This window comes from Streptomyces sp. NPDC001599 (assembly GCF_042893535.1).
Taxonomy (GTDB): domain Bacteria; phylum Actinomycetota; class Actinomycetes; order Streptomycetales; family Streptomycetaceae; genus Streptomyces.
In genome coordinates this window covers 810209-835623 of the sequence record NZ_JBIAVA010000003.1, presented here as the reverse complement: position 1 = coordinate 835623, position 25415 = coordinate 810209, and the positions used below count along the sequence as shown (strand labels likewise).

Below are 25415 nucleotides of genomic sequence, written 5' to 3'. Positions count from 1 at the left end.
GTCTTCCCACCCCGCCGAGGCCCGTGAGCGTGACCACCCGGGCCTGCGTCACCGCCCTGCGAACGGCCTCCAACTCGGCGGCTCTGCCGACGAACCCGGTCGTCTCGTTCCGTGCGCCCGCCCTGGCCCACTTCCACTGTGTCACGAAGCCCTCCCTCTGCGTTACGACGAGGATCTCACGCAGCGGGCGTCCCGCGTACCGGAGTTCCGGACGGCCGTGCACGCACGGGCACCCGACGGCCCGGCGGACAGGCCGCCACGGAGGCCGTCTCCCGGGCTACCTAGGTGCACGTACGTGCCGTGCCACCTGTACGTATCTCCTCCCGGGCCACTACCGAAATCCGCGCGTGACGGCACGTGGAGACGGTCGGCACAGGGCATAGTCGTCGGTGCCGCAGGGCCCGGCGGCGTCCGGCGACACCCTCCCGTGATCCGTGGGGTGCGTCGCCCTGTTCCGATCAGCACTGCCCATCCGAAAGCGAACCGACGTGACCAACCTCGCCACCCTGCTCGTGGAAGCGGCCGTACGATTCCCGCGCCGATCCGCCTTCCGACTGCGGGAGACGGTCCTGACCTATGCCGAACTGGACGAGCTGAGCGCCCACGTGGCCGGCGGGCTGTCGGCCCACGGTGTACGTGTGGGCGACCGGGTCGGGACGATGGTGCCCTACGCTTCGGCCTTTCCCCTTCTCTACTTCGGTGCTCTGCGGATCGGGGCGGTCGTCCTGCCCCTGTACCCGCCTACCCCGTCGGCCGCGGCCAGGCCCCGGAGCGGCGCGGGGGGCCCGGCTGGTCTTCACGTCCCACGACGCGGCCGAGGCCGCCGACGTGGAGATGAACGACACGACCGTCGTTCCGGTCGGCCCGGGGTTCCTCGTCCTCGCCCAGCTGGGATTCTGGCCCCAGGCCCACGACGTGGTGGACCGCGCCGACGACGACGCGGCGGTCCTGGTTCCGGCCGGAGGCCCGGGGGACGGCTGGGGCGGTATGGCTCTGAGCCACGGTACCTTGCGGGAGCACGCGACAGTCGCCGCCCGCAGGACGAAAGAGCCTACGTCCGGCCCCGGAGCCTCCGAGTCCCCCTGCACGGGCCAGTCCCACGGGCTCAACGCCGTGATTCTCGCCGGTGCCTGCCTGGCCGTCGGCGAGGCGGTCACCACCGGGGCGGTCTCGCACGACCTGCCGGGCTACGCTGCGGCTGCCACCGCGCTCACCGAGTAGTACGGTCACAGATCCCCGGTTCGCAGTCGTCATGCCCCGGTCCCGGAGACGGTGGGGGCACCGACCGGGGCGCCCACTCGACGTAGGCCATGGCTGCGACGCGGCCGCTTGGCAGGCCTTCGCGGGCGTGCCTCAGGGGTGGGACGGACGACGTCGGGCTCTCGCCGTTCCACGAGTTCCCGGAACCGGAGCCACGGGGACAGGGCGTACTCGTACACGTGGGAGCGGACCCAGCCGACCGGGTCCGCACGTACAGCGCGTCGAAGGCGGACTCGGTCGTCGAACCGTGACGAAACCCTTCCTCCGACCGCGAAGGCGCAGACGTGACAGCGAGAGGAGTGGGGCTCTATCGTTTTCTCGACAAGTCCATAGGGCGCAGCGGAGAGCGCATAAAGAAATGAGAGCGAGACGTAAATCGCACATGCGCATGAACATTCCCTGAGGTGTGTTCATCTCCACGGAACGGCGTCACCCGGAGGGCGGTTGCGTGTTGGTGCTCCTGGGGCTCGGCAGCAAAGACGATTCTTCTGCGCGGAGAGCGGCCACCAGGCCGCCGCACCGCCTCTCGACCGTGCGGATCAAGGGTTCGGAGTGACGAAGGTGTGGACGAGTAATTCCGGCCCGGCGAACCCGGCCACGTCCTGGAATGGGGGTACCGGTCGTCTTGTGGGCCGGGACAGAGAGGCCACGACGCTCAGGAGGCTGCTGACCGAGAACCGTCTGGTGGCGGTGACCGGAGGAGCGGGCGAGGGAAAGAGCCGCCTCGGGGCGGCCGTCGTGGCGTCGATGATGCCGACCGGTGCGTGGGAGTACCTCGTCTGCGTCAGGCCTCAGAGCAAGGGCGCGGCCGAGCACGGCACGCTGTTGGCCGAACTGGCACGCACGTTGCCCGGCTGTCGGCCGGGGCGGGGACCCGTCACTCTCCAGCAGGTGGTGAGGAACATTCCTCCGGGGCCGACTCTGCTGGTCGTCGACGACGCGGATCCGGTCCGGACGGAGGCCGCGTGGCTGGTGCAGCATCTGCTGATGGCCGTGCCTGCCATGCGCGTACTCGTGACGTCCCGTGGCGCCCTGGGACTCGGGGACGAGCATGTGCTGCGTCTGGCACCCCTGCGCTTCGAGACGCGGGACACGGACCCCGGCGGGCTCACCCCGGCCGTGGAACTCTTCCTGGACCGCGTCGACGCCGTGGCGGGCGACTTCCGTACGCGGGATCCCGGCCTCGGCCACGCGAGGGCGATCTGCCGGCTGGTGGAGGGCGTTCCGATGGCTCTCGAACTCGCCGCGGAGCAGGTCGCCCACTGCTCGCCGGGCGAGCTCGCCGAGCGGCTCGAGCGAGAACAGGGCTGGCTGCGCAGCCCGCACCGGGCTCTGCACCGGCACCGGTCACTGGGGGCATCGGCCGGTGCCGGCTACGCCCTGTGCGACACGACGCTGCGCACCGTGTGGGCCAGGGCGGGCATCTTCTGCGGCTTCTTCGGCGAGGGGGCGGCGGTGTCGGTGTGCGCCGGCGGGGACGTCCCGCCGCACCGGGTGCCCGGTGCTCTGGCCGAACTGGCCGCCAGGGGCGTGCTGGAACGTTCGGGCGAGTACGGAGCGGTGCGTCCCGTCCGCTATCGGATGGACCGGGTTACCCGGGAGTTCGGCGTCGAACGGCTCCAGGAGTCGGGCGAGTTCCCGCAGGCCGCCGAACGACGGGCAAACCACTGCCGGGCCACGGCCGAGGTGGCGGAGAACCTGTGGGACTCCGGCGCCCAGACACAGGCCGTCGAGCTGGCCGAGGACTCGCTGGGCGACGTCGAAGCCGCGGTGGCCCACGCCGTCGAACGGCGTGAACGGATCGAGACGGTCCTGGAGATCGTCACCAGCCTGTGGTTCCTGTGGGTGGCGTATGACCGGAGCGAGGAGGGACGCGCCCATCTGGTGCGTCTGCTCCCGCTGGCGTCCGAAGGCCACCGCGCAGCGTTGCACGGCCTCTGGCAGGCCGCCTGGCTGACGGCCCACAGCGACCCCGAGGCCGCCCGCGGCCTGCTGGGCCGCGCCTGGCCGGCCGCCGTCCTCGCCGGTGACGACGGAACCCTGGGGCGGATCGCCCACGTACAGGGGCTGATCACTCTGCACCAGCAAGGGCCGACGGCCGCGGCCCCGCACTTCCGGGAGGCCGCCGACACCATTCCGCCCGGCGCCCCCGGCGGCCCGTCCCCCGCGGTCAGCCGAGCCGCTCTCGCCGTGGCCCAGTCCGACTTCGATCCGAGCGCCGCGCGGCGCAGCTGCCGACGCGCCCTGACCGAGTCCTACCGGTACAAAGACGCCTGGGCGACGCTCGTCGCCCGCCACGCCCGCGCGGTCGTCGACGACCGACTCGGTCACAGCGGCCGCGCGTTGCACCGTGCTCACCGCGCCCTCGCTTCGGTGGCCACCCGGCCCGCCGCTCCGGCGACGGCGGTTGCCCTGCGTGAACTGATCCAGGACATCGAGGCCCGACCTCCCCGGCCCACCACGGCAGCGCGGAAGCACAGTGCCGCAGCCGCGCGCGATTCCACGGCACAGCTTGCGGGCCTCTGGCAGGCCCGCCCCGAGACGGCTCCGCTGTGGTGAGAGAGGGGCGCAGGACATCTCCGCTGCCGCGTTCGAGAACGCGGCAGCCGTGTGTGGAGGATGGTGCTCGGCGGACGGCGCCGCCGCGCGGCGCTGCGCCCCGGGGCCGTCCCTGCGACGGCACGCCGTGGGAGACGGAAGAGGTCGCCGACAGCCGCAGCGGCTCGTAGGCGGCCATCCCACCGAGCAAGCCTACGGCCGAGGCGATGACCGCCGCCAGCCCGGCGATCGCCACACCAGCGGTGCGTACGGCGCCGAGAGCCGGCCTGCGGCGGCGCGCCCTGTGCCACCCCGGAAGGCGCCGTCGTCACGACATTCGTCGACGTACTGCTCTGGTGCGTCCCGGAGCATGAAGGCCAGTTCCTCGGCGGGATCCCAGTCGGTGCCCGGCGGCACCGAGGGATCGGTGAAGTCACCGTCCGTGCGGGGCCCGATGGCCATGTCCGGGGGATGGCCGAAGTCGTCCGCGTGTGCCCGGTGCCTGCCGTCACCGGCAGGGGTTGCCACTGCTCCTGGCCGAAGACGTGCCGGCTGTCGTACGTGGGGGGTGCGCCTTCTTCGCGATACATGAGGTGCTTGGCCACCGGGCCGCTCCCTCGCCCCGACGGCCGGGTGGCGCCCCGTGCCCGCGTTCTTCCCCGTTCCCGGAGTCCCGCTCCCCCACAGCTGGAGAATCGCTTCCCCCGTCTTCTCACTCATGCCTGGAGTAACGCTTCTGCACCAGTCGGGGTGTGCGGCATCGGAGTGAACGAAGTGCATTGCCGACAACCGCCCACACGTTCCACCGTGGAGACGCCGGGCGCTCGACCGGCCGCATCGAAGCTCCCCGCGGAAGGTTTCCCGTCAGCCGACGTTGTACTCGACGTTGGTCGGGACTCGGCCACCTCCATCTTCGGTTCACCCATCAGGACTGCCCTCCTGCGAGGGCTGCGACCCGGCAGCCGGCTGCACCATCACCTGGCGCGCCTTTGCGCTCCCCTTGACCACGGCGGTCACGAACGTGGCCACCTCCTCCTGCGCCGACGCCTGGGCGGACCCCGAGGGACTGGGCCGCGAGCTCCTTCGAACTCTGCTCCGTCCCGTGTGTCAAACGCGCTGGGCACGCGAACAGTTCAGCGGCCGTCCGGCACCCGGCGCGGCCCCGGGCCCGTTACGGTCGTAGCGGCGTGGCACGGGGGTGATCCGGGGCGTGTCGGCCGCTCCGGAGCACCGGCGGCACTCCTGGAGGTCCGTTAGATGGGCGTATGACCTTCCTTGCACATCAAGGTGACCTGCCACGTCCGCAGGGCTCGTCCGAGCGCCCGCCCTCTCCGGTCCCCGGCACGGTCGCCGTCGTAGGTCTGGGATACGTGGGTCTGCCCACCGCGCTCGCGCTCTTCGGCGCGGGGGCCGACGTGGTGGGCGTCGACACCAGCCCGCAACGCCTGGACGCCGTCGCCCGCGGCGCGGTCGATCTGCTGCCGGTGCACCATGCTCAGCTCGCCTGTGCCCTGGAGAGCGACTCTTGCCGCTTCACCTCGGACCTCTCGGCGATCGGCACGGCCGACGCGGTGATCGTCTGTGTGCCGACCCCCGTCGACGCCCACCGGCGGCCGGACCTCGGCCCGCTGTCGGGGGCCTGTGCCGCCGTGGTGTCCCATGCCGTGCCGGGTCAGCTGCTCGTCCTGACGTCGACGAGTCATGTCGGCACCACGCGTGAGTTGCTCGTCGAGCCGCTGGCCGCACGCGGTCTCCACGTCGAGGACGACGTGCTGGTGGCCTTCTCGCCCGAACGCATCGACCCCGGCAACGAGCACTGCACTCCCGAGCACACGCCGCGTCTGGTGGGAGGGGCCGGAGCGCGCAGCGCCCGGGCGGCGGAGCTGCTCGCCCCGACCGCTTCGCGCATCCACGTCGTCGACGGCCGTGCCGGGCTCGTCGTCCGCGGCGACAGCGAGCACACGCTGGCCGTGTACGGCGACACGATCGTCCCGGCCGAAGGGGCGCGGGAGCCGCTGGTGATCGAGGGGCACTGCGGTGTGTCCGCCGGGGACCTGAGCGTGCTGGCCCGTCGTGCCGCGCCCACCGCCGGGGACGGCCGGGTCCGCGCGGCGCGGGTGGACGGGTACCTGAGCCTGTTCAACCTGTCGGCGGACGAGGTGGAGACCCGGGTCGCGGTGCCGCAGCAGGGCGGACGCCGGCAGGTCTACGAGGGTGAGCAGACGGTGACCCGGGAGGGCATCGACTACGGTGCGCGGCTGGAGGCGGCGTCGGCCTCGCTGCTCGCGCCGCGCTTCACCCTCACCGCGCTGTCCGGCCGCTCCCTGCCGTCCGGGCTGCGGGTCCGGGTGGCCGACGGGGCGACCCTGATCCTGTCCGGCGCCCACTGCCGGCTGCGGATCGAGGCTCAGGGGCGCGGCACCGACGCGACCGTGCGGGGCGGGCGCGAGACGCGGGTGACGCTGCGCGGGGCACAGGCCTTCCCGCACCAGGACCACGCCCTGGGCCGGAACACCTTCCCGACCAGTCCTCTGCCGCCGGGGATGTCCAGTCCCGACGCCGCCGTGGACGGCGACCCGGACACGGCCTGGCGCCCCGGTCGCGACGGACGCATGGTGGTCGACCTGGGGACGCGCACCGGGGTGCGGTGGGTGGAGGCGCAGTGGAGGACCGGCGCGGCACCCGCCGCCCGCGTGGAGTTCAGCACCGACGGGGTGCGCTACCAGCGCGTCGGCGCCCTGGACGGCCGTGGACGCGTACGCCGCCTCACCCGGTCGGGCTCGGTCCGGTACGTCGCGGTGACGGTGCAGGGAGCACCGCACGCACACGACGGGCTGGTCCGGCTCTCCGTGGGCTGAGGCAATCCCCCGAGGCCAGCGGGAGCTGCCTGGACACGGTGACCGACCGGCTGCGGGCCGCCCTCGCCGGAACGTGAGCCGCTCCGGATCAGGAGCGCAGGCGGGCGAGTTCGTCCGCGCGGCGGTGGTCCTTGGGCCGCCCGAGGGCACGGCGCATGCGGATCAGGTCGTCGAGCGCGGCGTAGCGGACGGTGAATCCTGCCGGGTCCTGTGCGGTCTCGGCCCGGGCCAGGCAGGGCGACACGTCCATGTCTCCCCAGGGGAGCACGGGGGTGCACAGGTCCCCGCCGGCGCCGGTGACCTCGTACGCCGCCTGTTCGCGGTCCAGGTCCGGCGGTTCGGCGCAGCCGCACGCCGCGAGGGCGACACGCAGGGCGCGCGCCTCGGCGGGGGTGCCGTCCCACAACAGGTCCAGGTCCCCGGTCAGTTCGGTGGAGCCGTGCATGATGCCGGCCACCTGGCCGATGACCACCGCGTGGGAGCCGGCGTCGTGCAGTGCCCGCAGGAAGGGGAAGGGGTCGAAGCCGAGCGCCCCGTCCGTGGCGAAGGTGCCCAGCACGTCGTCGGCCTCCTCCGGGCGGCGCCCCACGGGAGCCCGTTCTCGCGTCGCATCCCGGGTCCGGGCGATCGCCCGCCGCAGGCGCAGGGCAGCAGCTGTCTGGCTCATGCGCCCATCCAACACGGTCGGCCCCCGGCCACGGCACCGCGGTAGGCGCGTTCCGGGGCCCGCGCCCACCGCACCCCGGGCAGCGGCTCCTGCGGCACACTGCCCGGGGGCGTTCTTCGGGGGCGCGACGGGTCAGCGACCGCTCACTGGGTGTCCCCGTCGGGCAGCGGGTAGGGGAAGCCGGCGGTGACGCCGATCTTGTCGTACTCCATCTTGGAGGCGTCGTACCCGTCCTCCCAGTTGGCGTTCTCGACGTCGTTGCACTGGTAGCTCTGGTACGACTGGTCGGTGGTCCTGCCCACCTCGATGTCCTCGAAGGTGAAGCCGCAGCCGCCGGCGTCCATGTGGATGCCCCGGGTGCCGCTGTCGGGCATCGACTCGTCCGGGATCACGTCGCCGACGACCATCTGGCGGACGTGGTTGTCCATCGGGTACGGCTCGACGTTGTTGACGCCGTAGGTGTAGAAGGCGCCCATGTCGCCGCTGTCCAGGCCGGCTTCGTCGATGCGCAGGTACTCGAAGGTGTTGTTGCGGGCGTAGTTGTCCTTGAGGGCCACTTCCGGGCGGACCTCGAGGCTGATGCCGTAGCGGGCGCTGTGCTTGACGTGGCTGTGGCTGACCGTGTTGTTCCCGGTGTTCATCAGCTCGATGCCGGAGGCGTCGCCGGGGTTCAGTTCACCGTAGTGGGTGATGTAGTTGTTGGTGAGCAGGTGGCCGTTGGAGGTGTTGCCCTCGCCCGGGTAGGGGCCCTCCACCTTGATTCCGTCGGCGCCGATGTTCTCCAGCAGGCTGTCGCGGACGGTCAGGTGGTCGTTGGCGGCGAGCGCGTAGACGGCGTGGTATCCGGTGTCGGAGATCTTCAGCCGGGACAGGGTGATGTCCTTGCTGTTGGTGACGGAGACGGCGCCGAAGCGGTTGCGCGGCATCTCGATCTGCCGGTCGTACTCCGGGTACTTGTGCACCTCGCCGGAGTCGCCGTCACTGATCCAGCCGTTGCGGTACCAGTCGACGAAGTCGGTGTACTGCAGGGCGAGTCCGTCCAGCGTGATGTCCTGGGCCCGCCGGTCCGGCGCGGTCCCGGCCAGGTCGAACAGGGTCTTGACCGTGGGACGCAGCACGGTGACGTCGTCGATGTCGCCGCGGGGCTTGTAGTAGAGCCGGCCGTTCTTGAAGTCCAGGTAGTACTCGCCGGCCTGGTCCAGGAAGTCGAGGGAGTTCTGGAGGAAGTAGCGCGAGCCGCCGCCGGAGTTGTTGAGCGCGTAGCGGGTCCAGTACTTCAGCGTCATCTGGTTCTTGGCGGGGTTCCAGTCCCGGATCGGGACCGTGTCGGTGAACCAGCTCCAGCTGCCGCCCGACCAGACCACCGCCTGGGCGTTGCTGAGGTCCCAGTTTGCGTCCCAGTCACCGGGGTTGGAGTACAGCCACTGGTGGACGGCCTCCTTCTCGGGCTCCGGCAGGGTGGACGTCATGTAGGGGGCCCACTCGTCGTCGGACTTGCGGTTGGGGTAGCGGGCCGTGGTGGCGCGGGTACCGTCCTCGAAGAGGGTGTAGAAGGGGTTGTCGGTGCCGACGTCGGCGCGGTAGATGCCGTCCTTGTACTCCTCCCAGCCGGTCACCGGCTCGGCGCCCATCACGCGGGCCTTGCCGGGGCCGTCGTAGGAGCGGTAGACCACCTGGTGGCCGCCGGCGCCCGAGTCCCGGTCGTCGAGTTCGACGGTGCGGTCCAACGGGTAGTCGCCGGCGCGCAGGTTGACGTGGATGTCGCAGCGCATTTTGCCGGGCCGGTTCAGGCCCTTGTCCCGGATGTGGTCGCGGGCCTTCTCGATGGTCTTGAACGGCCTGCTCTCGGTGCCCTTGGCCTTGTCGTTCCCGTCGGGGGACACGAACAGCTCGGTGGCCCTGCAGTCGGCGGCCTGGGCGCTCGCGTCGGGCGTGTCCAGGGTGGCGCCGCCCACCAGCAGGGCGCCGGCCGCGAGCAGCAGGGGAAGTCTTCTGGTCCTTCGTCGTACGGGGCGTACCTGTGTGGTTGGCACGAGGTCTCCTTGCCGCGTGGAGTGCGTGAGGGTGCGTGATGCCGATGTCCGGATCCGCGTGGGCCGGACGGGTGCGTGTTCCGTGCCGTCACGGACGACGGAGCCGGCGCGGAAGCCGGAGCCGCGTGGGCTCGTGGTTCGTCCGGGTGCGGGGGCCGCCCCTGAGGACGCTCGTTCCGGCGGGCACCCGCACGGCATCGTGTACTCGATTAGTGGGTCACTGATCGAGCAACGATAGTTAATATGTTCGTGCCGTGGTGCCGTCAATACGCTTGGCTGAACCTGAAATTGATGACCCGAGGAGCGACGAACTCGCGGCCCATGAGTCATAAGTTCAGGCGGAGGGTCCTCGCAGCACGGGCCCGCCACCGGTTTCACCTCACACCGCTCCGCCCATCCTCCGCACGACACCCTTGATGAGCGCGGCGAGCTCCGCCACCCGTTCGGGGGTGGCCTGGGACTTGAGCAGCGAGGAACTGACGGCGAAGGGCCGGTCGCCCCCCGTCGGTCCGGGAACGGCCGCCGCGACGCACACGATGCCCTCGGCGGCCTCCTGGTCGTCGACGGCGTGACCGGCCGTGCGCACGTCGCGCACGTCCCCGAGCAGCGCGTCGAGCGTAGTGAGGGACCAGGGTGTACGCGCCTCGAACGGCTCCCGGTCCGCCAGCAGTTCACGTACCCCGGTGTCGTCCAGGCCGGCCAGCATGGCCTTGCCCAGCGCCGTACAGGTGACCGGCAGTCTCGCCCCCGCCCGGCTGGTGAGGCGCATCAGGACGGTGCCCTCGTGCACCGCCAGATAGACGACGTCCGTGCCGTCCATGGTGGCCAGTTGGAGCGTCTCCTCCCGGTCGCCCAGGCGGTTCACCTGCTCCCGGAAGCTGCGCACGGGATCGAAGGCGTCGAGATAGGACTGGGCGAGCCGGAGCAGGCCAGGACCGAGGGCGAAGCCGCCGTCCACGGCATGGACCAGCTCCTGTTCGCGCAGGGCCGCGCAGATGTTGACGACGGACGCGCGGGGTATGCCGCCCGCGGCGGCGGCCAGTTGGGCGGGCGTCAGCGCACGGCCGCGGGCGCCCGCCAGCGCGTCGAGGATCGCGCCCGCCCGCAGCACCGCCGGCGCCGGTGCGGCACTGGCCCATACCGATCCGTCCCGAGTACTCATGGCGCCACACCCTAGTTGTCAACCTGTTGACAGTAAAGCAATCCATTGACAACAAGCGGTGCCGTACACCGATACTGGGCCCGCAAGCCCCGGAGCGGCGGCGCCGGCACGGCGCCGATCACGGCGGACACCCGCGCGCACCGGGAATCGGCACCCCGCTCGTCACGGCGACGACCGCCTTCGCCGTCTCCACACCCGGCCGGCCGGCACAGACGTGTCCGTCGCGAGCGGCGGCACGGCCGGACCCGGCTCCCGACCAAGGAAAGCGACCCATGAAACTCGTACGGCTCGGAGACCCCGGGCGGGAACGCCCCGCCGTCATCGACGACCGGGGCGTCACCCGGGACCTCTCCTCCCTGACCTCCGACATCGACGGCGCCTTCCTCGCGGCGGACGGCATCGCCCGCACCCGTCGGGCCCTGGCCGAGGACGCACTGCCCCCGCTGCGGGCCGAGGGGCTGCGGCTCGGGCCGCCCGTGGCGCGGCCCGGCGCGGTGGTCTGCGTCGGCCAGAACTACGCGGCCCACGCGGCGGAGTCCGGCAGCGAGCCGCCCACCCGCCCGGTGATCTTCTTCAAGCCCCCGAACACGGTGGTCGGCCCTAACGACGAGGTGGAGATCCCGCGCGGCTCCGCCAGGACGGACTGGGAGGTCGAACTGGCCGTCGTCATCGGCCGCACGGCGCGGTACCTGGACTCCCCCGAGCAAGCCCTGGAGCACGTGGCCGGCTACGCCGTCTCCAACGACGTCTCCGAGCGCGACTTCCAGCTGGAGCACTCCGCAGGACAGTGGTCCAAGGGCAAGTCCTGCGCCACGTTCAACCCGCTCGGCCCCTTCCTGGTCCCGGCCGACGAGGTGCCCGACGTCCAGGCTCTGCGGCTGCGGTCGTTCGTGAACGGCGAACCGCGGCAGGACTCGCGCACCGCGGACATGATCTTCTCCGTCGCCCAGATCGTGTACGACCTGAGCCAGTACCTGGTCCTGGATCCGGGGGACGTCATCAACACCGGCACCCCGGAGGGCGTCGCCCTGTCCGGGCGCTTCCCCTACCTGCGGACCGGTGACGTGATGGAGATCGAGATCGAGGGACTGGGCCGTCAGCGCCAGGCACTTGTCGCCGCACAGACCTCTTCTCAGTCATCACTTGTATGATACGTTACGACTTGATGAGGGCACGGTTGCGGGGCTGATCCCCGACGGCCGCACAACGCCCGTTCCCCTGGCCCGACGGCACGCTCCCCCACCTCCCGCGCCCCCTCGGTTTTCCCTGGCGCGGGGTGGGTGGGCCGGCGGGCGGGACGGCGAGGAGAGCACAAGAGGGGGAGCAGTTGAAGATCACCGGATTCCGGAGCCTGACGACCGTGCACCGCTGGGGGCGTCCCGTCGGAGACGCCAACGGCTTCGTCGCACAGGGCGTCACCGAGGTCCCGGTCCTGCTGGTCGAGACCGACGGCGGCCTCACCGGAGTGGGCCTCGGCGCACACGGCGACGCCGAGCGGGTCTTCCCCGCCCTCGACGGTCAGGACCCGCGGGCCGTCACCACGCTCTACGACCGGATGCTGGCCCACACCTTCAAGAGCGGCCATGCCGGCACCGCCTTCGGCACCATCGGCGCCTTCGACACGGCGCTGTGGGACCTCAAGGCGAAGATGGCCGGCGAGCCGCTGTGGCGCACCCTCGGCGCGGCGGACCGTTTCGTGCCCGGCTACGCGTCCGGGCTCGACATCGCGCTGGACGAGGAGGAGTTGGTCGCGCTGTACTCGGGCTGGGCCGCCCGCGGCTTCACCGGCGCCAAGCTCAAGGGCGGCCTGGACACCGAACGCGACATCGGCAGGCTGCGCGCGGTCGCCGAGGTGCTGCGCGCCAACACCCACTCCCCCGCCCTGATGCTCGACGTCAACGAGTCCTGGGGCAGGCACCAGGCCGTGCGGCTGCTCGCCCGGATCGAGGACCGCGTCGAACTCGCCTGGATCGAGGAGCCGGTGCGCCGCTGGGACGCGAAGGGACACCGGGCCGTGGGCCGAGCCGCGCGCACCGCCGTCGCCGGCGGCGAGAACCTGACGGGGCTGGAGCAGTTCCGCCCCCTGCTGGCGGCCGACGCACTCCAGGTCGTGCAGACCGCGGGCGTCTGGGGCATCACCCACTTCCTGCGGGTGGCGACCCTCGCCCACGGCCACGACCTCCCGGTCAGCCCCGTCGGCTACCACGCCAACCCGTTGGCGCACGCGGCCGCCGCCACCCCCAACCACCTGGTCACCGAGGTGCAGGACATCGGCACACCGGCCGGACTGACCGTGGACCAGGCGATCGAGGACGGCGGCATCGTCCTCGGCGACGCACCGGGGCTCGGCATCACGGTCGACGAGAGCGCACTCGCCGCCCCACAGCGGAACGCCGGCTGGGCCCGCCCCGACGGGCCGCACGTACGCCCTCGCGACGCCGGCCTGCGGCTGGTGCCCGAGCCCGGCCCCCCGGGTCCGGCCACCCGCGCCCGGACGGGCACCGCCTCCCCGGGCGTGCCCGGCCCCGCCCACCGTCCCGCGCGCAGCGAGCACACCGAGAGGGAGAACACGCCGTGACGCGACCACGCGCCGTCCTCGCCATGAACCCCCGGCTGGTCCACGCCGTCTTCGACGAGGCCGCCCTGGCCCGGCTGCGCCGCGCCGCCGACATCGACACCGGCCTGGTCCTCGCCGAACTGGACTCCGCCCGCTCCCGCGACGCGCTGGCCGGTGCCGAGATCCTCCTCGCGGGCTGGGACGCGCCCGTCGTACGGGCCGAGCACCTGCCCGGCACCGAGCGGCTGCGGGCCGTCGTCTACGCCGGCGGGGTCGCGGCGACCTGTCTGGAGGACCCGGCGGCCTTCGCCGCCCGCGGCGTGGTCGCGGCCAACGCCCGCGCCGCCAACTCCGGGCCCGTGGCCGAGTACACCCTCGCCATGATCCTGCTCGCCAACAAGCGCGTCCTCGCCGGGGAGCGCCGCTACCGCGCCTCGCGGACCCTGCCCGACCACTTCGGCGCGGACGCCGGGGTCGGCAACTACCGGCAGACGGTGGGCATCGTGGGCGCCTCCACCGTGGGCCGCGCTGTGCTCGGCCTGTTGCGCCCCTTCGACCTGGACGTCCTGCTGTACGACCCGACGCTCACCGCGGAGCAGGCGACCGCCCTCGGCGCGCGGCTGGTGCCGCTCGACGAGCTGATGGCGCACAGCCGGGTGGTGTCCCTGCACCAGCCCCTGACACCCGCGACCCGCGGCCGGATCGACGCGGGGCGGCTGGCGCTGATGCCGGACGGCGCGACGCTCGTCAACACCGCGCGGGGTGCCGTCGTCGACCAGGATGCCCTGCTGGCCGAACTGCGCACCGGCCGCATCGACGCCGTCCTCGACGTCACCGACCCCGAGCCGCCGGATCCGGGCAGCGAGCTGTGGACCCTCGACAACGTCGTGCTCACCCCGCACCTGGCGGGTTCGCTCGGCGGGGAGCTGCACCGCATCGGTGACGCCGTCGTCGACGAGGTGGAGCGGTTCGCGACGGGCCGGCCCTTCGCCCACCCGGAGGACCTCGCGGCCTCCGCGCGTACGAGGGTGTGGTGAGGGCGATGCGTGTCCGTACTCTCCTCCGTGGTCCGGAGCTGACCGAACTCGGCTTGGGCGCCGCCCAGTTGGGCAACCTGGCCCGGGAGACCAGCGACACGGACGCACAGGGTGCCGTCGACGCGGCCTGGGACAGTGGTGTCCGCTACTTCGACACCGCACCGCACTACGGACTCGGGCTCTCGGAGCGCCGCCTCGGCGCCGCCCTCGCTCGGCGCCCGCGGGCCGGGTACACGGTGTCCACCAAAGTGGGCCGACTGCTGGTGCCCAGCCCCGAGACCGCGCACCGGCCGGACGACGGCGGCTTCGCCGTGCCCGCCGCCTTCCGGCGCGACTGGGACTTCTCCCGGGACGGCATCCTGCGCTCCTTGGAGGGCAGCCTGGCCCGGCTCGGGCTCGACCACGTCGACATCGTCTACCTGCACGACCCCGACGAGCACTGGCAGCAGGCCTCCACCACCGGCGTCGACACCCTGGTCGAACTGCGCGACCAGGGGGTGGTGAAGGCGGTGGGCGTGGGCATGAACCAGGCCGCGATGCTCACCGAGTTCGTCCGCCGCTCGGACGTCGACCTGGTCATGGTGGCCGGGCGCCACACCCTGCTCGACCAGTCCGCGACGGACGAGCTGCTGCCGCTCGCCGAGGAGCGCGGGGTCGGCGTCGTGGCCGCCGCCGTCTACAACTCCGGCCTGCTCGCGGCCGACCGTCCGCCGGCCGACGCCACCTACGACTACCGGCCCGCCTCCCGCGAGCTGATGGCGCGGGCCGGCGCACTCGCGGACGTCTGCGAGCGGCACGGCGTCGCCCTGCCCGAGGCCGCGATCGCCTACCCGCTGCGGCACCCGGCGGTCGTGTCGGTGGTGCTCGGCGCCCGCGACGCGGGGCAGTCCCGCACGAACGCGGCGCGGCTCGCGGCCCGCGTACCGGACACGCTCTGGACGGAGTTGGCGGACCTCGGTCTGGTCCCGGGAGTCCCCGGCGCGCCGTCCACTACCGGGGAGCTGTCATGACCGTCGTCGACGCCCATCTGCACGTGTGGGATCCCGGACGGGCCGCCTACGAGTGGCTGGGGCCCGCGATGGCTCCCGTCGACCGCGCCATGCGGTTCCACGAAGCCCTTCCGGCCCTGCGTACGGCCGGGGTCGGCGCGGCCGTCCTCGTCCAGGCGGCCGACAACGACGAGGACACCGACCTCATGCTGGCGACCGCCGCCAGGCACCCGGAAGTCGTCGGCGTCGTCGCCTGGGTCCCGCTGGACGACCCGGACCGGGCCCGGGCCCGCCTCGCCGTGCTGCGCCGCGACCCGCACGTGGTGGGCGTACGCACCCTGCTCCACGAGCGGTCCGATCCGGACTGGATCCTCGGCCCCGACGCCGACGCGGGCCTCGCGCTGCTCGCCGAGGCCGGTCTGCCCTTCGACTACTCCACCACGTCGCCCGCCGCGCTGCGCCATCTCCCCGAGCTGTCGGCCCGGCACCCCGCCCTGCGCCTGGTCGTCGACCACCTCGGCAAGCCGCCCGTCGGCGGCGGCCGCGAGGCCCGCGCCGAGTGGTACCGCCTGATCGCCGCCGCCGCGAAGCACCCCGGCGTGCACGCGAAGCTCTCCGGCCTCTACTCCGCCTCCGGCGCACTCGACGCCTGGTCCACCGACCAGGTGCGGCCCTTCGTCGAGGACGCGCTGGAGCTGTTCGGGCCCGAGCGGCTGATGTACGGCGGCGACTGGCCGATCTCCCTGCTGGCGGGAGGCTACGCACGCACCTGGGAGGCCATGTGCGAACTCCTCGCCCCGCTCGCCCCCGACGACCGCGCCGCCGTCCTCGGCGCCACCGCCACCCGCTTCTACCGCCTCGACCCCGCCCTGCTGGACGCCGCGCACGACGCGGCCGTGTGATCCGCTCCGGAAGGAACGCCAACGCCATGGAACACCAGACCACGACGCCGGACACGGCCGCGCTGGCCGGCTGGCTGCACAGCTGGGTGACGGACGGAGGAGCGATCAACGGCTTCCACAACCACAGTGTGTGGGGCACCAACCCGGCCACCTTCCTGGACTTCACCAGCGGACACACCGCGTTCGCGGGTCCGGCCGTCGGCGCCTGGGCCCAGGCGCTGGCCGCGCGGCCGGACGAGCGGGGCGTCGCCCTGCTGCGCCGGCTGCTGCGCTACCAGTCCACGGAGCTGCAGCCCGACGGACAGTACGCGCACATCGGCTTCCAGGTCGGCGAGTCGGCGACCAGCGGCCTCATCCACAACGCCGTCGGCAGCCTCGGCATGCTGCTCGCGGTGCGCCACGCCGGGCACCTGCTGCCCGCGGAGGAGGTGGCCGCCGTACTGGCCGTCGTACGGCGCAACCTGGACGCCTGCGAGGTCTACGGCGGCGGGCGCCCCGGCGAGGAGGGCACCTGCAACCAGGAGTACGCCCGGGTCTGGGTCAAGCAGCTCTACACGGAGCTGAGCGACGACAGGACCTACGCCGACGAGATTCCCGAGGACCTGGCGGAGTTGATCCGGCTCTTCCACCACCGGGGGGTGCCCGACCCGGAGAGCACCGGCACGTTCCGCACCGTCCGGGACCGCGCCGAGGGCGGCATCCTGGAGCCCGCCGAGTACTACGGGCTCATGATCGTGCCGCTGGTACTGGGGTACCGGGCGCAGGGCGACCCGGAACTGCTGGCCGAGGCAAGGCGGTTGTGCCGGCACGTGGCCCGCTCGGCCTGGACGGACGAGACCGGCGCCGTCCGCTACCACCGCTACTGGTACGTCCGGGGCGAGCGCGCCCTGAAGACGGACACGCCGATGCTCATCGCGGGCATGGGGCTGACCCTGTACGGCATCCACGAGGTGCTGGCCGAGGGCCCGGACGCCGAGCTGGAGGCGTTCACCGAGGCCTGCCTCGCCACCTACGCCCGCTACCAGACGCCGGCCGGGTACTTCGCCTCCGCGAGTGGCTGGCACAACGAGGCCGACATCGCGCCGAGCACCGCCTGGCACGCGCACGACCTGCTGTTCCTGATGGCCCGCTCCGGTCCGGACGAGGACTTCTGGGACCGGGTGACGGCGCCGCGCGAACGGCAGTCGGTGCTGGTCAGTGATCGCGCGTACTGGGCCGAGTCCGGCGTCCACTGGTCCGTGCGCAGCCCGCTCACCGCGGGCGACCTGCACCTGTACGGGCGCAAGGACCGCGCCGTCTTCGCCCGGGAGTTCTTCGCCTGGACGGACCGCGAGCCGCTGCCCGAGGAGCTGCGCCACCCGGACGTCCCCGAGTTCTTCGTCGCCGACGACGGCATCTACCGCGTCGACCACGGCGAGGCCCCCACCGACATCACCGCCGTCGGCCCCCTGCCCTTCCGGGGACGGCTGTGACCACCGAACGACACCGCCGGCTTTCCCCACCGAGGAAAAGAGAGATGACAATGACGTCGACCAACAGAGGGAGCAAGGCGCGCGGTGCCGCGCTTGCCGCCGTGGTTCCGCTGCTCCTCGTCGCGGCCTGCTCGTCGGGCTCCGGCTCGGCGGAGGGCGAGGACGGCGAGATCCGGATGATGGTGAACCTCACCGACAACCTCAACCAGGCCTACTGGGAGAAGCTGGTCAAGCCCTTCGAGGACGAGACCGGCCTGAAGGTGAAGATAGAGGGCCCGACCGGCAAGTCCGTCGCCGAGTCCTTCCCGCAGCAACTGGCCGCCGGCACGGCGCCCGACGTCATCCAGTCGATCTTCCCCGACGAGGACACGGCGCCCGAACTGATCGACCTCGGCGGCGAGGCCTGGGCCAAGGGCACGCCGATGTTCGACGAGTACGCCATGGGCGACGCGCACTACGCGGTCGGCGTCGGCACCCAGACGCAGTCGCTGGTCTACTACAACAAGACCGCCTTCGAGAAGGCCGGGATCAGCAAGCCGCCCACCACCTGGGACGAGCTGACCAAGGACCTCGGCGACCTCAAGAAGGCCGGCTACACGCCGATGCAGACGGCCGGCGACTTCCAGACCGGCCTCCAGCTCCAGCAGATCTACCATCCCACGCTGAACCAGCTGCACCCGAAGTGGCAGACCGCCGTCTCCGACGACAAGCTCTCGGTCGGCGACGCGTACAAGCCCGCGTTCCAGATGTACGCCGACTGGATCAAGGCCGGCTACATCGCCAAGAGCGACGTCGGGCTCAGCCCCTCCCAGGCGGACGGCAACTTCACCGCGGGCAAGGTGGGTCTCTACACCAACGGCAGCTGGTTCGCGGCGAGCCTGGACAAGGCCGGGGACCTGCCCTTCGAGGTGGGCGTGTTCTCCCCGCCGGCCGCGGACGGCCAGGCGTACCCGGGCCCGCAGGGCGCCACCATGGCCAACCCCTACATGATCCGCAAGGGCATCGGGGACGAGGACGGCGCCAAGCAGCTCGTGGAGTACCTGGTCACCGACGCCAAGGCCGTCGAGGCGCAGCTCGGCTCGGACGGGGTGTTCCGCAAGGGCGCCGAGCCGAAGCAGTCGGCGGTCGACGCGCAGATCCAGGGCATCCTCGACGACGCCCCCGCGCTGGTCGCCGTGGGCGAGGGGCAGGGCAACGTCCGGCTGCCCGTCACCGGCTTCAACCCGAAGTTCACCGAGGTCGCGCAGAGCCTGTACACCGGGGCGGGACCGGCGGACGCCGCCAAGAGCATCGACCAGTGGGTCGACGAGAACCGCTGACCCATGGAACGGACAACTGTCTCGAAGCCGCGGGCGTGGCGCGACCTGGGCGCCCGCGTCAGCATGGTCGTGCCCGCGGTGCTCGTCTACGTCACCCTGCTGGTCGTACCGGTGATCTACGCGATCTACTACAGCTTCACCGAGTACAACGGATTCCCCCACCGGGTCCCCGAGTTCATCGGTCTGGACAACTACCGGACCATGTTCGCGTCCGACGACATCACCGGCACCATGGTGGTCACCGCCGTGGTGGCCGTGGTGGGCGCGGTCGCGGTCAATCTGGCCGCGCTGGGGCTCGCGCTGCTGCTGCAGCGCACCAACCGGTTCAACACCTTCGGCCGGGTCGTCATGTTCTACCCGCACGTGCTCAGCGCGCTGGTCGTGGGCTTCCTGTGGCAGGCCATCCTCGGCCCGCAGGGCGTGGTCAACACCATGCTGGAGAAGGTCGGTACCGACAGCCTGCCCTTCCTCAGCGATCCCGACTGGGCCCTGTGGTCGATGATCCTCGTCATCGTCTGGTCGCTCTTCGGCGTCCAGCTGATCCTCTACCTGGCGGGTCTCCAGGCGGTGCCGGCGGATCTGCTGGAGGCGGCGCGGATCGACGGCGCGAGCCGGTGGCAGACCTTCCGTGCCGTCACCTGGCCCTCACTGGCGTCCACCGTGACGGTCGCCGTCATCACCTCGGGGATCTCCCTGCTGAAGACGTACGACGTGGTCGTGTCGCTGACCGGGGGCGGCCCGGCGGGATCCACCAAGACGCTCGCCTACTCGATCCTCGCAGTCTCCTTCCCGCAGCGGGACATCGGCGTCGCCTCGGCCCAGGCCGTGCTGCTGATCGTCGCCGCCGCGGTCCTGGCCATCACAGTCCTCGTCCTGCGCAGGCGGGTCGAGGACGACGCGGAGTCCATCGGATGAAGAAAACACTCACCTCGGCCGCCAGCGTCCGGGTCGCGTTCGTCTCCCTGGTGTCCCTCGGCATGCTCGTGCCGATGTACCTCCTGGTGGTCAACGCCTTCAAGAGCCAGCAGGAGATCCTCGCCAACCCGTTCTCGCCGAGCTTCGGCACGGCGACCTTCCAGTACCTCGCCGACGCCTGGAACAACCCCGACTTCAGCATCCTCAAGGGCTACGGCGTCACCATCGCGCTGGTGCTCTGTGTGAACGCCCTCGCCATGGCGGTGTGCGCGCCCGCGGCGTACGTGCTGGCCCGCACGCCGAAGCCGATCTCTCGGCTGCTGCTGTTCTTCTTCATCGCGGGCATGTTCATCCCCACCCAGGTGATCCTGGTGCCGGTCATCTTCGTGCTGCGGGGGATCGGCCTGATGGGGACGCTGCCGGGGCTCATCCTGTTCATGACGGCGACCACCATCCCGTTCACGCTGTTCGTGTTCTTCGGCTACATCCGGGTGCTGCCCAGGTCGCTGGACGAGGCCGCGGCCATCGACGGGGCCGGCCGGTACCGCACACTGTGGCGGATCATCCTGCCGCTGATGCGGCCGATCGTCGCCACGGTCTTCATCCTCAACTCGCTCAGCGTCTGGAACGACTTCGCCAGCCCGCAGATGATCCTCGGTCCCGGCAGCGGCGTCTACACCGTCACCACGGGGGTGTACGCGGCCGTCGGCCAGTACTCCACCGACTACACCAAGGTGTTCCCGACCCTGCTGCTCGCGGTGATCCCGATCCTGGTGATCTTCGTCGTGATGCAGCGGCACATCATGAGCGGGCTCGCGGCGGGGGCGGTCAAGGGCTGAGCGGCCCGTACCCGCCCTCGCCGGGCCCGCCACACACCCGGCAGCGACCCGTTTCGCGAAGGAGTGACCAGCCATGCCCGCACCCCGCACACCCCGCCGGGTGGCGTCCGTGATCCGGCTGCGCCCGGAACACGCCGAGAAGTACCGGGAGCTGCACCGTGCGGTGCCCCGGCCGGTGCTGGACGCCCTCTCCCGCGCGCACGTCACCAACTACTCCATCTTCCTGCGCGACCACACCCTGTTCGCCTACTTCGAGTACACCGGCGACGACTACGAGGCCGACATGGCCGACATGGCCGCCATCGCCGCCGACCCCGAGACCCAGCAGTGGTGGACGCTCACCGACCCCTGCCAGCAGCCCCTGGACTCGGCGCAGCCCGGGGAGCGGTGGGTGACCGGCGAGGAACTCTTCCACCTGGACTGACCGCCACCCCATGCGAAGGAACACCGTCATGCCGCACACCCCCACTCCCCCGGCCCCCGAACTCGACGGTCTCGCGGCCGTCGTCACGGGCGGCGCGTCGGGGATCGGGCTCGCCACGGCCAGGCTGCTGGCCCGCCGCGGCGCCCGGGTCGCCGTCCTCGACGTCGCCCCGGACGCCCTGCCGGCCACCGACCGCGAGGCTCTTCTCACCGTCCGGTGCGACGTCACCGACGACGACTCCGTGCGGGCCGGCACCGCCCGGGCCGTGGATCTGCTGGGCGGTTTGGACGTCCTGGTGAACAACGCGGGCATCGGCGCCCAGGGGACGGTCGCGGACAACGACGACGCCGAGTGGCACCGCGTCCTGGACGTCAACGTCGTCGGCATCGTGCGGACCACCCGGGCCGCACTGCCCCACCTGCGCGCCTCGCCGCACGCGGCGGTGGTCAACACCTGCTCGGTCGCGGCGACCGCGGGGCTGCCCCGGCGGGCGCTGTACAGCGCGAGCAAGGGCGCCGTGCAGTCCCTGACCCTCGCCATGGCCGCCGACCACATCCGTGAGGGCATCCGGGTGAACTGCGTCAACCCCGGTACGGCGGACACCCCGTGGATAGACCGCCTGCTGTCGAGCGCCGACGACCCGGCGGCCGAGCGCACCGCGCTCAACGCCCGCCAGCCGACCGGCCGTCTGGTGAGCGCCGAGGAGGTCGCGGCGGCCATCGCCTACCTGGCGTCCCCGGCGGCGGCGTCCGTCACCGGCACGGCCCTCGCCGTGGACGGTGGCATGCAGGGTCTGCGGCTGCGCCCCGAGGGCGGCTGACCGGAGCGCGGCACACCGGCCCGCTCCCCCCGTATCGCACCCCCCACGTCAGTGACATGAGAACCGACGAAAGGGCACCCCATGCTGAGAACTCGGCGACGACCGGCCCGGACCCTGTTGGCCGCGGTCGCCCTGGCCCTGACGGCGGGCGCCGTCGGACCGGGGGCCGGGGCCGCCGCGGCGGCCGGCTCCGCTCCCGGGAAGCTGACGGTCTACGTCTCCGCCACCGACGGGGACGACGCCAACAGCGGCAGCCGGAAGGACCCGCTCCGGACCATCGCCGCCGCCCGGGACGCACTGGCCGGCCACACCTCGGCCAAGGCCCGCGGCACGGTGCTGATCCGGGGCGGCACCTACGTCCTCGACGACACCGTCGAGCTGAAGGGCGCCGCGAACTCCTGGGTCACCTACGCCCCGTACCGCGGCGAGAAGGTGACGATCACCGGGTCGCACGAACTGCCCGCCGAGGGCTGGAAGAAGCTCACCGACCTCTCCGCGGAGACCCTCGCCCAGCCGCAGTACTCCTCCAACACGCGCCTGGACACCCCCGAGTCGCGCGAGGGCGTGTGGGTCTACGACCTCGGTGCCCAGGGCATCGATCCGGGCACCCTGTACAAGAACGGCTTCAACTGGGTGCAGGATCCCTTCGCCCCCGAACTCGTCGTCGGCGGCGCCACCCAGGTCCTGGCCGAGTACCCGAACGGGAACTCCTGCGCCACGAAGGAGACCGACTGCCACCTGTGGGGCACGGGCGACAAGTGGGACGCCGAGGGCCCCGGGGACCTCATGAACGTGGACCTCGACGCCCGCTTCGGCCTCCAGGACGACTGGAACTCCTCCGGCACGACCCCGCGGGCCCAGTTCGAGGACAAGAAGCAGCAGCTCGACGACCCGGACGGGCGCGACACCTGGTCGCCCGAGGAGATGCGGCGCATGACCCCGCAGATCCTCACGGTGGGCGGCCGTGCGGCGGCCGGGGACCGCTACAAGGGCTGGGCGCCCGAGGCGGTGCCGACGGTGGACGACCTCGGCACCCGTGGCTTCGGCGACTACGCCGACGTCCCGGTGCAGCTCGACCCGCGGTGGATCGAGGACATCGACAACACGAGGGCCGAGACGGAGGGCTGGCTGTCGGGGTACTTCGGCAACAACTACGCCAACGACATGGTGCGGATCCTGTCCTGGAGCGAGGACCGGCTCTACACCAAGTACCCGTCGATGTACATTCCGCAGGACGCGTGGACCAAGGTCAAGGTCCTCAACGTCCTGTCGGAGATGGACACGGCCGGTGAGTACTACATCGACCGCTACGACGACAACGACGTCCTCTACTACCGGCCCGAGGGCGGGACGATCGAGGGCAAGAACGCCACGCTCCAGACCTTCGACAAGAACTTCTTCCTCCTCGACGGGACACAGGGCGTGACCCTGCGCGGCCTGACCATGACCGGGTCGCTCGTCAGCGGCGTACAGCTCCTGGACGCCGTCGGCACGCTCATCGACGCGGTCGACATCTCCAACGTGAGCATGGACGCCGTCCGGATCGGCCGGACGACCGACACCATCACGGCCATGCCGGACTACCGGAGCCTGCGCGGCGGCCACGACAACGTCGTGCAGAACTCCTACCTCCACGACCTGGGCGGCGGCGGGGTCCTGCTCGGCGGCGGCGACCGGGCCACGCTGGAACGGGGCGACAACGTCGCGCGGCACAACGAGATCGCGCGCTTCTCGAAGCTGGCGACCTACACGCCGGCGGGCTACCTGTACGGGGTCGGCAACTCCTTCGAGTACAACTACGTCCACGACGCACCGCACATGGCCGTGCAGATCATGGGCAACGACATGCGCGTCAACCACAACCACTTCTACGACGTGGTGAAGAACGCCGGGGACATGGGCGCGGTCTACGCGGGCCGGGACTTCACGTATCTGGGCAACGAGATCGCGTACAACCACTTCGAGAAGATCGGCGGTTCCAACGACGCGCTGTACATGGACGACGGCGCGTCCGGTGTGCGCTTCCACCACAACGTGGTGAACGGCTCGAACTCCGGGGTCAACCTCAACTCCGGGCACAGCAACACCGCGAACGACAACGTGTTCATCGGCGTGAAGCACGTGGGCCACGGCGGCATCTACCACAAGAAGGGCGAGACCCGGCTGCCGCTGGACAACAGCTGGGTGCTGCAGAGCAGGTTCAACGCCTTCCTCGACGTCCGTGAGGGCGAGAAGTACAGCGCGACGCCCGAGACCGTGGCGGCCTGGCACGAGCACTACACGAACGGCAGGGCGGCATACTCCGACGGGAAGCCGATCGCCTACCCGCAGGTCGAGCGGTGGTACGTGCCGAGGGTGACCGCTACGGGCAAGGACTGCACGGCGGCCGACTACTCGACGGCGGGCACCAACGGATGCAGCCGGGCCACGGTGTGGGACGACGCCGACTCGCTCTACGTGCCGTCCGGTGTGGAGATCGACCACGCGGTGGTCGTCGGCGGCGGCTCCGGGTTCGTGGAGACGACCGCGACGTTCACGGAGCCCGCGTCGGAGTACAACCCGTCGCGCTGGAGCGACAAGGTCAACACCCGTTCGGTGGCGGCCGCTTCGGTGGCGGAGACCGGTCTGGACCTCGACACGCTGAAGTTCTCGGGTTCCGGTGCGGTGGCCGAGGCGTACGGGGCCGCGTGGATCGCGCAGTGGAACCGGCACGTGACCGCGGAGGGGATCGGCCGGCCGTAACCGGCCGAACAGGGCGAGGCGGCCGAGGGACCGGTCGGACTACCGGCCCCTCGGCCGCCTCGATGTGGCCGTCCTACGCGTCCGGCACGTCGGCCGGACGCCGGCGGGCCCACGACGACGTGATGTGCTCGCGCATCGCCTCGGCGGCCGCGTCGCCGTCCCCGGCGAGCACCGCGGCGGCGACCCGGGCGTGCGCCTCGTGCGTCAGCTCGATGTCCTCGCGCGTCGGGTCCCCGCTGTACTGCGGGGAGCGCACGGCCTTGCCCTGGATGCTGGAGACGATGGCCCGTCCGAACGCGTCCCGGGAGGCGTGGTGGATGATCTCGTGGAACTCGATGTCCGCGCGCGAGTAGGCCTCGGGATCGTCGATCAGGCCCGCGAGTTCGTCGAGCTTGGCGGAGAGCGCCGCCGACTGTTCCTCGTCGATGCGCCCGGCGGCACGGGTGGCCATCGCGCACTCCAGGGTGGTCCTGATCTCGATCAGGTTGTCCAGATAGACCAGGCGGTCCTTGCGCTGGAACAGCGCGTCGAGGACCAGCGGGTCGAGCAGGCTCCACTGGTCCTGGCCCAGCACGACGGTCCCCCAGCCCTGACGGGTCGCCACCAGCCCCTTCTCGGCGAGCGTCGTCGTCGCCTCCCGGATCACGGTCCGGCTCACCTCGTACTCCTCGCAGAGCTCACCCGCCGACGGCAGCGCGGTGCCCGGCGGGTACTCCCCGAGCACGATGGCCGTCGCGAGGCTCTGGACGACGGCCGCGGCGAGCGGCGGCCGGCGTCGTTGAGGGCGGGACACGGCGGTGGTGTCCGCGGATGGCTTGATCATCTGGTCAGAGACTCCCCATGTTCGTGCAGGTTCACCCGGCACCCGCTGTCCAATGACC

The 25415-nt window shown here is 71.7% G+C and carries 20 protein-coding genes and 1 pseudogene; 16 read left to right on the top strand and 5 right to left on the bottom strand.

Going from position 1 to position 25415, the window contains the following annotated elements; genetic code table 11:
• Positions 1–434: 434 nt before the first annotated feature.
• The 3 genes and pseudogenes from ACFYZ3_RS12625 to ACFYZ3_RS12615 form a co-directional block, all read left to right on the top strand.
• Positions 435–749 (top strand): annotated as a pseudogene (locus ACFYZ3_RS12625) (AMP-binding protein); the annotation flags it as partial.
• Between the two features lie 85 nt (positions 750–834).
• A complete protein-coding gene (locus tag ACFYZ3_RS12620) occupies positions 835–1221 on the top strand; it encodes a hypothetical protein (RefSeq protein ID WP_141652955.1) in 387 nt (128 codons plus the stop codon).
• A gap of 666 nt (positions 1222–1887) precedes the next feature.
• Positions 1888–3819 (top strand): ATP-binding protein, encoded by a 1932-nt coding sequence (locus ACFYZ3_RS12615; RefSeq protein WP_381994232.1) that lies wholly within the window; start codon positions 1888–1890, stop codon positions 3817–3819.
• Between the two features lie 192 nt (positions 3820–4011).
• On the opposite strand, the gene ACFYZ3_RS12610 is transcribed toward ACFYZ3_RS12615, so the two are convergent.
• Complete coding sequence (locus ACFYZ3_RS12610; RefSeq protein WP_388515940.1) at positions 4012–4326, bottom strand: hypothetical protein; 315 nt, start codon at positions 4324–4326, stop codon at positions 4012–4014.
• Between the two features lie 764 nt (positions 4327–5090).
• Here ACFYZ3_RS12610 and ACFYZ3_RS12605 point away from each other — a divergent pair.
• A complete protein-coding gene (locus ACFYZ3_RS12605) occupies positions 5091–6656 on the top strand; it encodes a discoidin domain-containing protein (RefSeq protein WP_388515994.1) in 1566 nt (521 codons plus the stop codon).
• Positions 6657–6744: 88 nt separating this feature from the next.
• Here ACFYZ3_RS12605 and ACFYZ3_RS12600 read toward each other — a convergent pair whose 3' ends face one another.
• The 3 genes from ACFYZ3_RS12600 to ACFYZ3_RS12590 all read right to left on the bottom strand — a co-directional run bounded on the left by ACFYZ3_RS12600 (position 6745) and on the right by ACFYZ3_RS12590 (position 10518).
• Positions 6745–7323: a hypothetical protein gene (locus ACFYZ3_RS12600; RefSeq protein WP_388515938.1), complete on the bottom strand. Its 579-nt coding sequence runs from the start codon at positions 7321–7323 to the stop codon at positions 6745–6747.
• 143 nt (positions 7324–7466) lie between these two features.
• Complete coding sequence (locus tag ACFYZ3_RS12595; RefSeq protein WP_381994228.1) at positions 7467–9356, bottom strand: right-handed parallel beta-helix repeat-containing protein; 1890 nt, start codon at positions 9354–9356, stop codon at positions 7467–7469.
• Positions 9357–9735: 379 nt separating this feature from the next.
• Positions 9736–10518 carry an IclR family transcriptional regulator gene (locus ACFYZ3_RS12590; RefSeq protein ID WP_381994226.1) on the bottom strand — a complete coding sequence of 261 codons (783 nt, stop codon included), beginning with the start codon at positions 10516–10518 and terminating at the stop codon, positions 9736–9738.
• Between the two features lie 272 nt (positions 10519–10790).
• On the opposite strand from ACFYZ3_RS12590, the gene ACFYZ3_RS12585 reads away from it, so the two are divergent.
• From ACFYZ3_RS12585 to ACFYZ3_RS12530, 12 genes are all read left to right on the top strand, one after another.
• Positions 10791–11669, top strand: a complete 879-nt coding sequence (locus ACFYZ3_RS12585; protein WP_388515936.1) for a fumarylacetoacetate hydrolase family protein — start codon at positions 10791–10793, stop codon at positions 11667–11669.
• A gap of 176 nt (positions 11670–11845) precedes the next feature.
• Complete coding sequence (locus ACFYZ3_RS12580) at positions 11846–13096, top strand: mandelate racemase/muconate lactonizing enzyme family protein (RefSeq protein ID WP_388515934.1); 1251 nt, start codon at positions 11846–11848, stop codon at positions 13094–13096.
• Positions 13093–14112, top strand: a complete 1020-nt coding sequence (locus ACFYZ3_RS12575) for a hydroxyacid dehydrogenase (RefSeq protein ID WP_388515932.1) — start codon at positions 13093–13095, stop codon at positions 14110–14112. Before ACFYZ3_RS12580 ends, ACFYZ3_RS12575 begins: the two co-directional genes overlap by 4 nt.
• 5 nt (positions 14113–14117) lie before the next feature.
• Positions 14118–15122: an aldo/keto reductase gene (locus tag ACFYZ3_RS12570; protein ID WP_388515930.1), complete on the top strand. Its 1005-nt coding sequence runs from the start codon at positions 14118–14120 to the stop codon at positions 15120–15122.
• On the top strand, positions 15119–16003 hold the full coding sequence (locus tag ACFYZ3_RS12565) for an amidohydrolase family protein (protein WP_388515928.1): 885 nt from the start codon (positions 15119–15121) through the stop codon (positions 16001–16003). The genes ACFYZ3_RS12570 and ACFYZ3_RS12565 overlap by 4 nt, the downstream gene beginning before the upstream one ends.
• Before the next feature lie 26 nt (positions 16004–16029).
• Complete coding sequence (locus ACFYZ3_RS12560; RefSeq protein ID WP_388515926.1) at positions 16030–17475, top strand: hypothetical protein; 1446 nt, start codon at positions 16030–16032, stop codon at positions 17473–17475.
• 44 nt (positions 17476–17519) lie between these two features.
• Positions 17520–18794, top strand: coding sequence for an ABC transporter substrate-binding protein (locus ACFYZ3_RS12555; protein WP_388515924.1), 1275 nt, complete (start codon positions 17520–17522; stop codon positions 18792–18794).
• 3 nt (positions 18795–18797) lie between these two features.
• Positions 18798–19709, top strand: coding sequence for a carbohydrate ABC transporter permease (locus ACFYZ3_RS12550; protein ID WP_388515922.1), 912 nt, complete (start codon positions 18798–18800; stop codon positions 19707–19709).
• A complete protein-coding gene (locus tag ACFYZ3_RS12545; protein ID WP_388515920.1) occupies positions 19706–20548 on the top strand; it encodes a carbohydrate ABC transporter permease in 843 nt (280 codons plus the stop codon). The genes ACFYZ3_RS12550 and ACFYZ3_RS12545 overlap by 4 nt, the downstream gene beginning before the upstream one ends.
• 73 nt (positions 20549–20621) lie before the next feature.
• A complete protein-coding gene (locus ACFYZ3_RS12540) occupies positions 20622–20972 on the top strand; it encodes an L-rhamnose mutarotase (RefSeq protein ID WP_388515918.1) in 351 nt (116 codons plus the stop codon).
• 28 nt (positions 20973–21000) lie between these two features.
• The gene (locus tag ACFYZ3_RS12535; protein WP_388515916.1) at positions 21001–21792 is read left to right on the top strand and encodes an SDR family NAD(P)-dependent oxidoreductase; all 792 of its coding nucleotides are present in this window, start codon (positions 21001–21003) and stop codon (positions 21790–21792) included.
• A gap of 81 nt (positions 21793–21873) precedes the next feature.
• On the top strand, positions 21874–24534 hold the full coding sequence (locus ACFYZ3_RS12530; RefSeq protein WP_388515914.1) for a hypothetical protein: 2661 nt from the start codon (positions 21874–21876) through the stop codon (positions 24532–24534).
• Positions 24535–24607: 73 nt separating this feature from the next.
• Here ACFYZ3_RS12530 and ACFYZ3_RS12525 read toward each other — a convergent pair whose 3' ends face one another.
• The gene (locus ACFYZ3_RS12525) at positions 24608–25357 is read right to left on the bottom strand and encodes a FadR/GntR family transcriptional regulator (RefSeq protein WP_388515912.1); all 750 of its coding nucleotides are present in this window, start codon (positions 25355–25357) and stop codon (positions 24608–24610) included.
• Positions 25358–25415 lie beyond the last annotated feature (58 nt).

Excerpts from the sequence above, each read along its gene's own strand:
- ACFYZ3_RS12565 (WP_388515928.1), top strand. The coding sequence starts at position 15,119 with ATGACCGTCGTCGACGCCCATCTGCACGTGTGGGATCCCGGACGGGCC.
- ACFYZ3_RS12550 (WP_388515922.1), top strand. The coding sequence starts at position 18,798 with ATGGAACGGACAACTGTCTCGAAGCCGCGGGCGTGGCGCGACCTGGGC.
- ACFYZ3_RS12525 (WP_388515912.1), bottom strand. The coding sequence starts at position 25,357 with ATGATCAAGCCATCCGCGGACACCACCGCCGTGTCCCGCCCTCAACGA.
- ACFYZ3_RS12540 (WP_388515918.1), top strand. The coding sequence starts at position 20,622 with ATGCCCGCACCCCGCACACCCCGCCGGGTGGCGTCCGTGATCCGGCTG.
- ACFYZ3_RS12545 (WP_388515920.1), top strand. The coding sequence starts at position 19,706 with ATGAAGAAAACACTCACCTCGGCCGCCAGCGTCCGGGTCGCGTTCGTC.
- ACFYZ3_RS12555 (WP_388515924.1), top strand. The coding sequence starts at position 17,520 with ATGACAATGACGTCGACCAACAGAGGGAGCAAGGCGCGCGGTGCCGCG.
- ACFYZ3_RS12590 (WP_381994226.1), bottom strand. The coding sequence starts at position 10,518 with ATGAGTACTCGGGACGGATCGGTATGGGCCAGTGCCGCACCGGCGCCG.
- ACFYZ3_RS12570 (WP_388515930.1), top strand. The coding sequence starts at position 14,118 with ATGCGTGTCCGTACTCTCCTCCGTGGTCCGGAGCTGACCGAACTCGGC.
- ACFYZ3_RS12585 (WP_388515936.1), top strand. The coding sequence starts at position 10,791 with ATGAAACTCGTACGGCTCGGAGACCCCGGGCGGGAACGCCCCGCCGTC.
- ACFYZ3_RS12560 (WP_388515926.1), top strand. The coding sequence starts at position 16,030 with ATGGAACACCAGACCACGACGCCGGACACGGCCGCGCTGGCCGGCTGG.
- ACFYZ3_RS12620 (WP_141652955.1), top strand. The coding sequence starts at position 835 with ATGAACGACACGACCGTCGTTCCGGTCGGCCCGGGGTTCCTCGTCCTC.
- ACFYZ3_RS12530 (WP_388515914.1), top strand. The coding sequence starts at position 21,874 with ATGCTGAGAACTCGGCGACGACCGGCCCGGACCCTGTTGGCCGCGGTC.
- ACFYZ3_RS12600 (WP_388515938.1), bottom strand. The coding sequence starts at position 7,323 with ATGAGCCAGACAGCTGCTGCCCTGCGCCTGCGGCGGGCGATCGCCCGG.
- ACFYZ3_RS12535 (WP_388515916.1), top strand. The coding sequence starts at position 21,001 with ATGCCGCACACCCCCACTCCCCCGGCCCCCGAACTCGACGGTCTCGCG.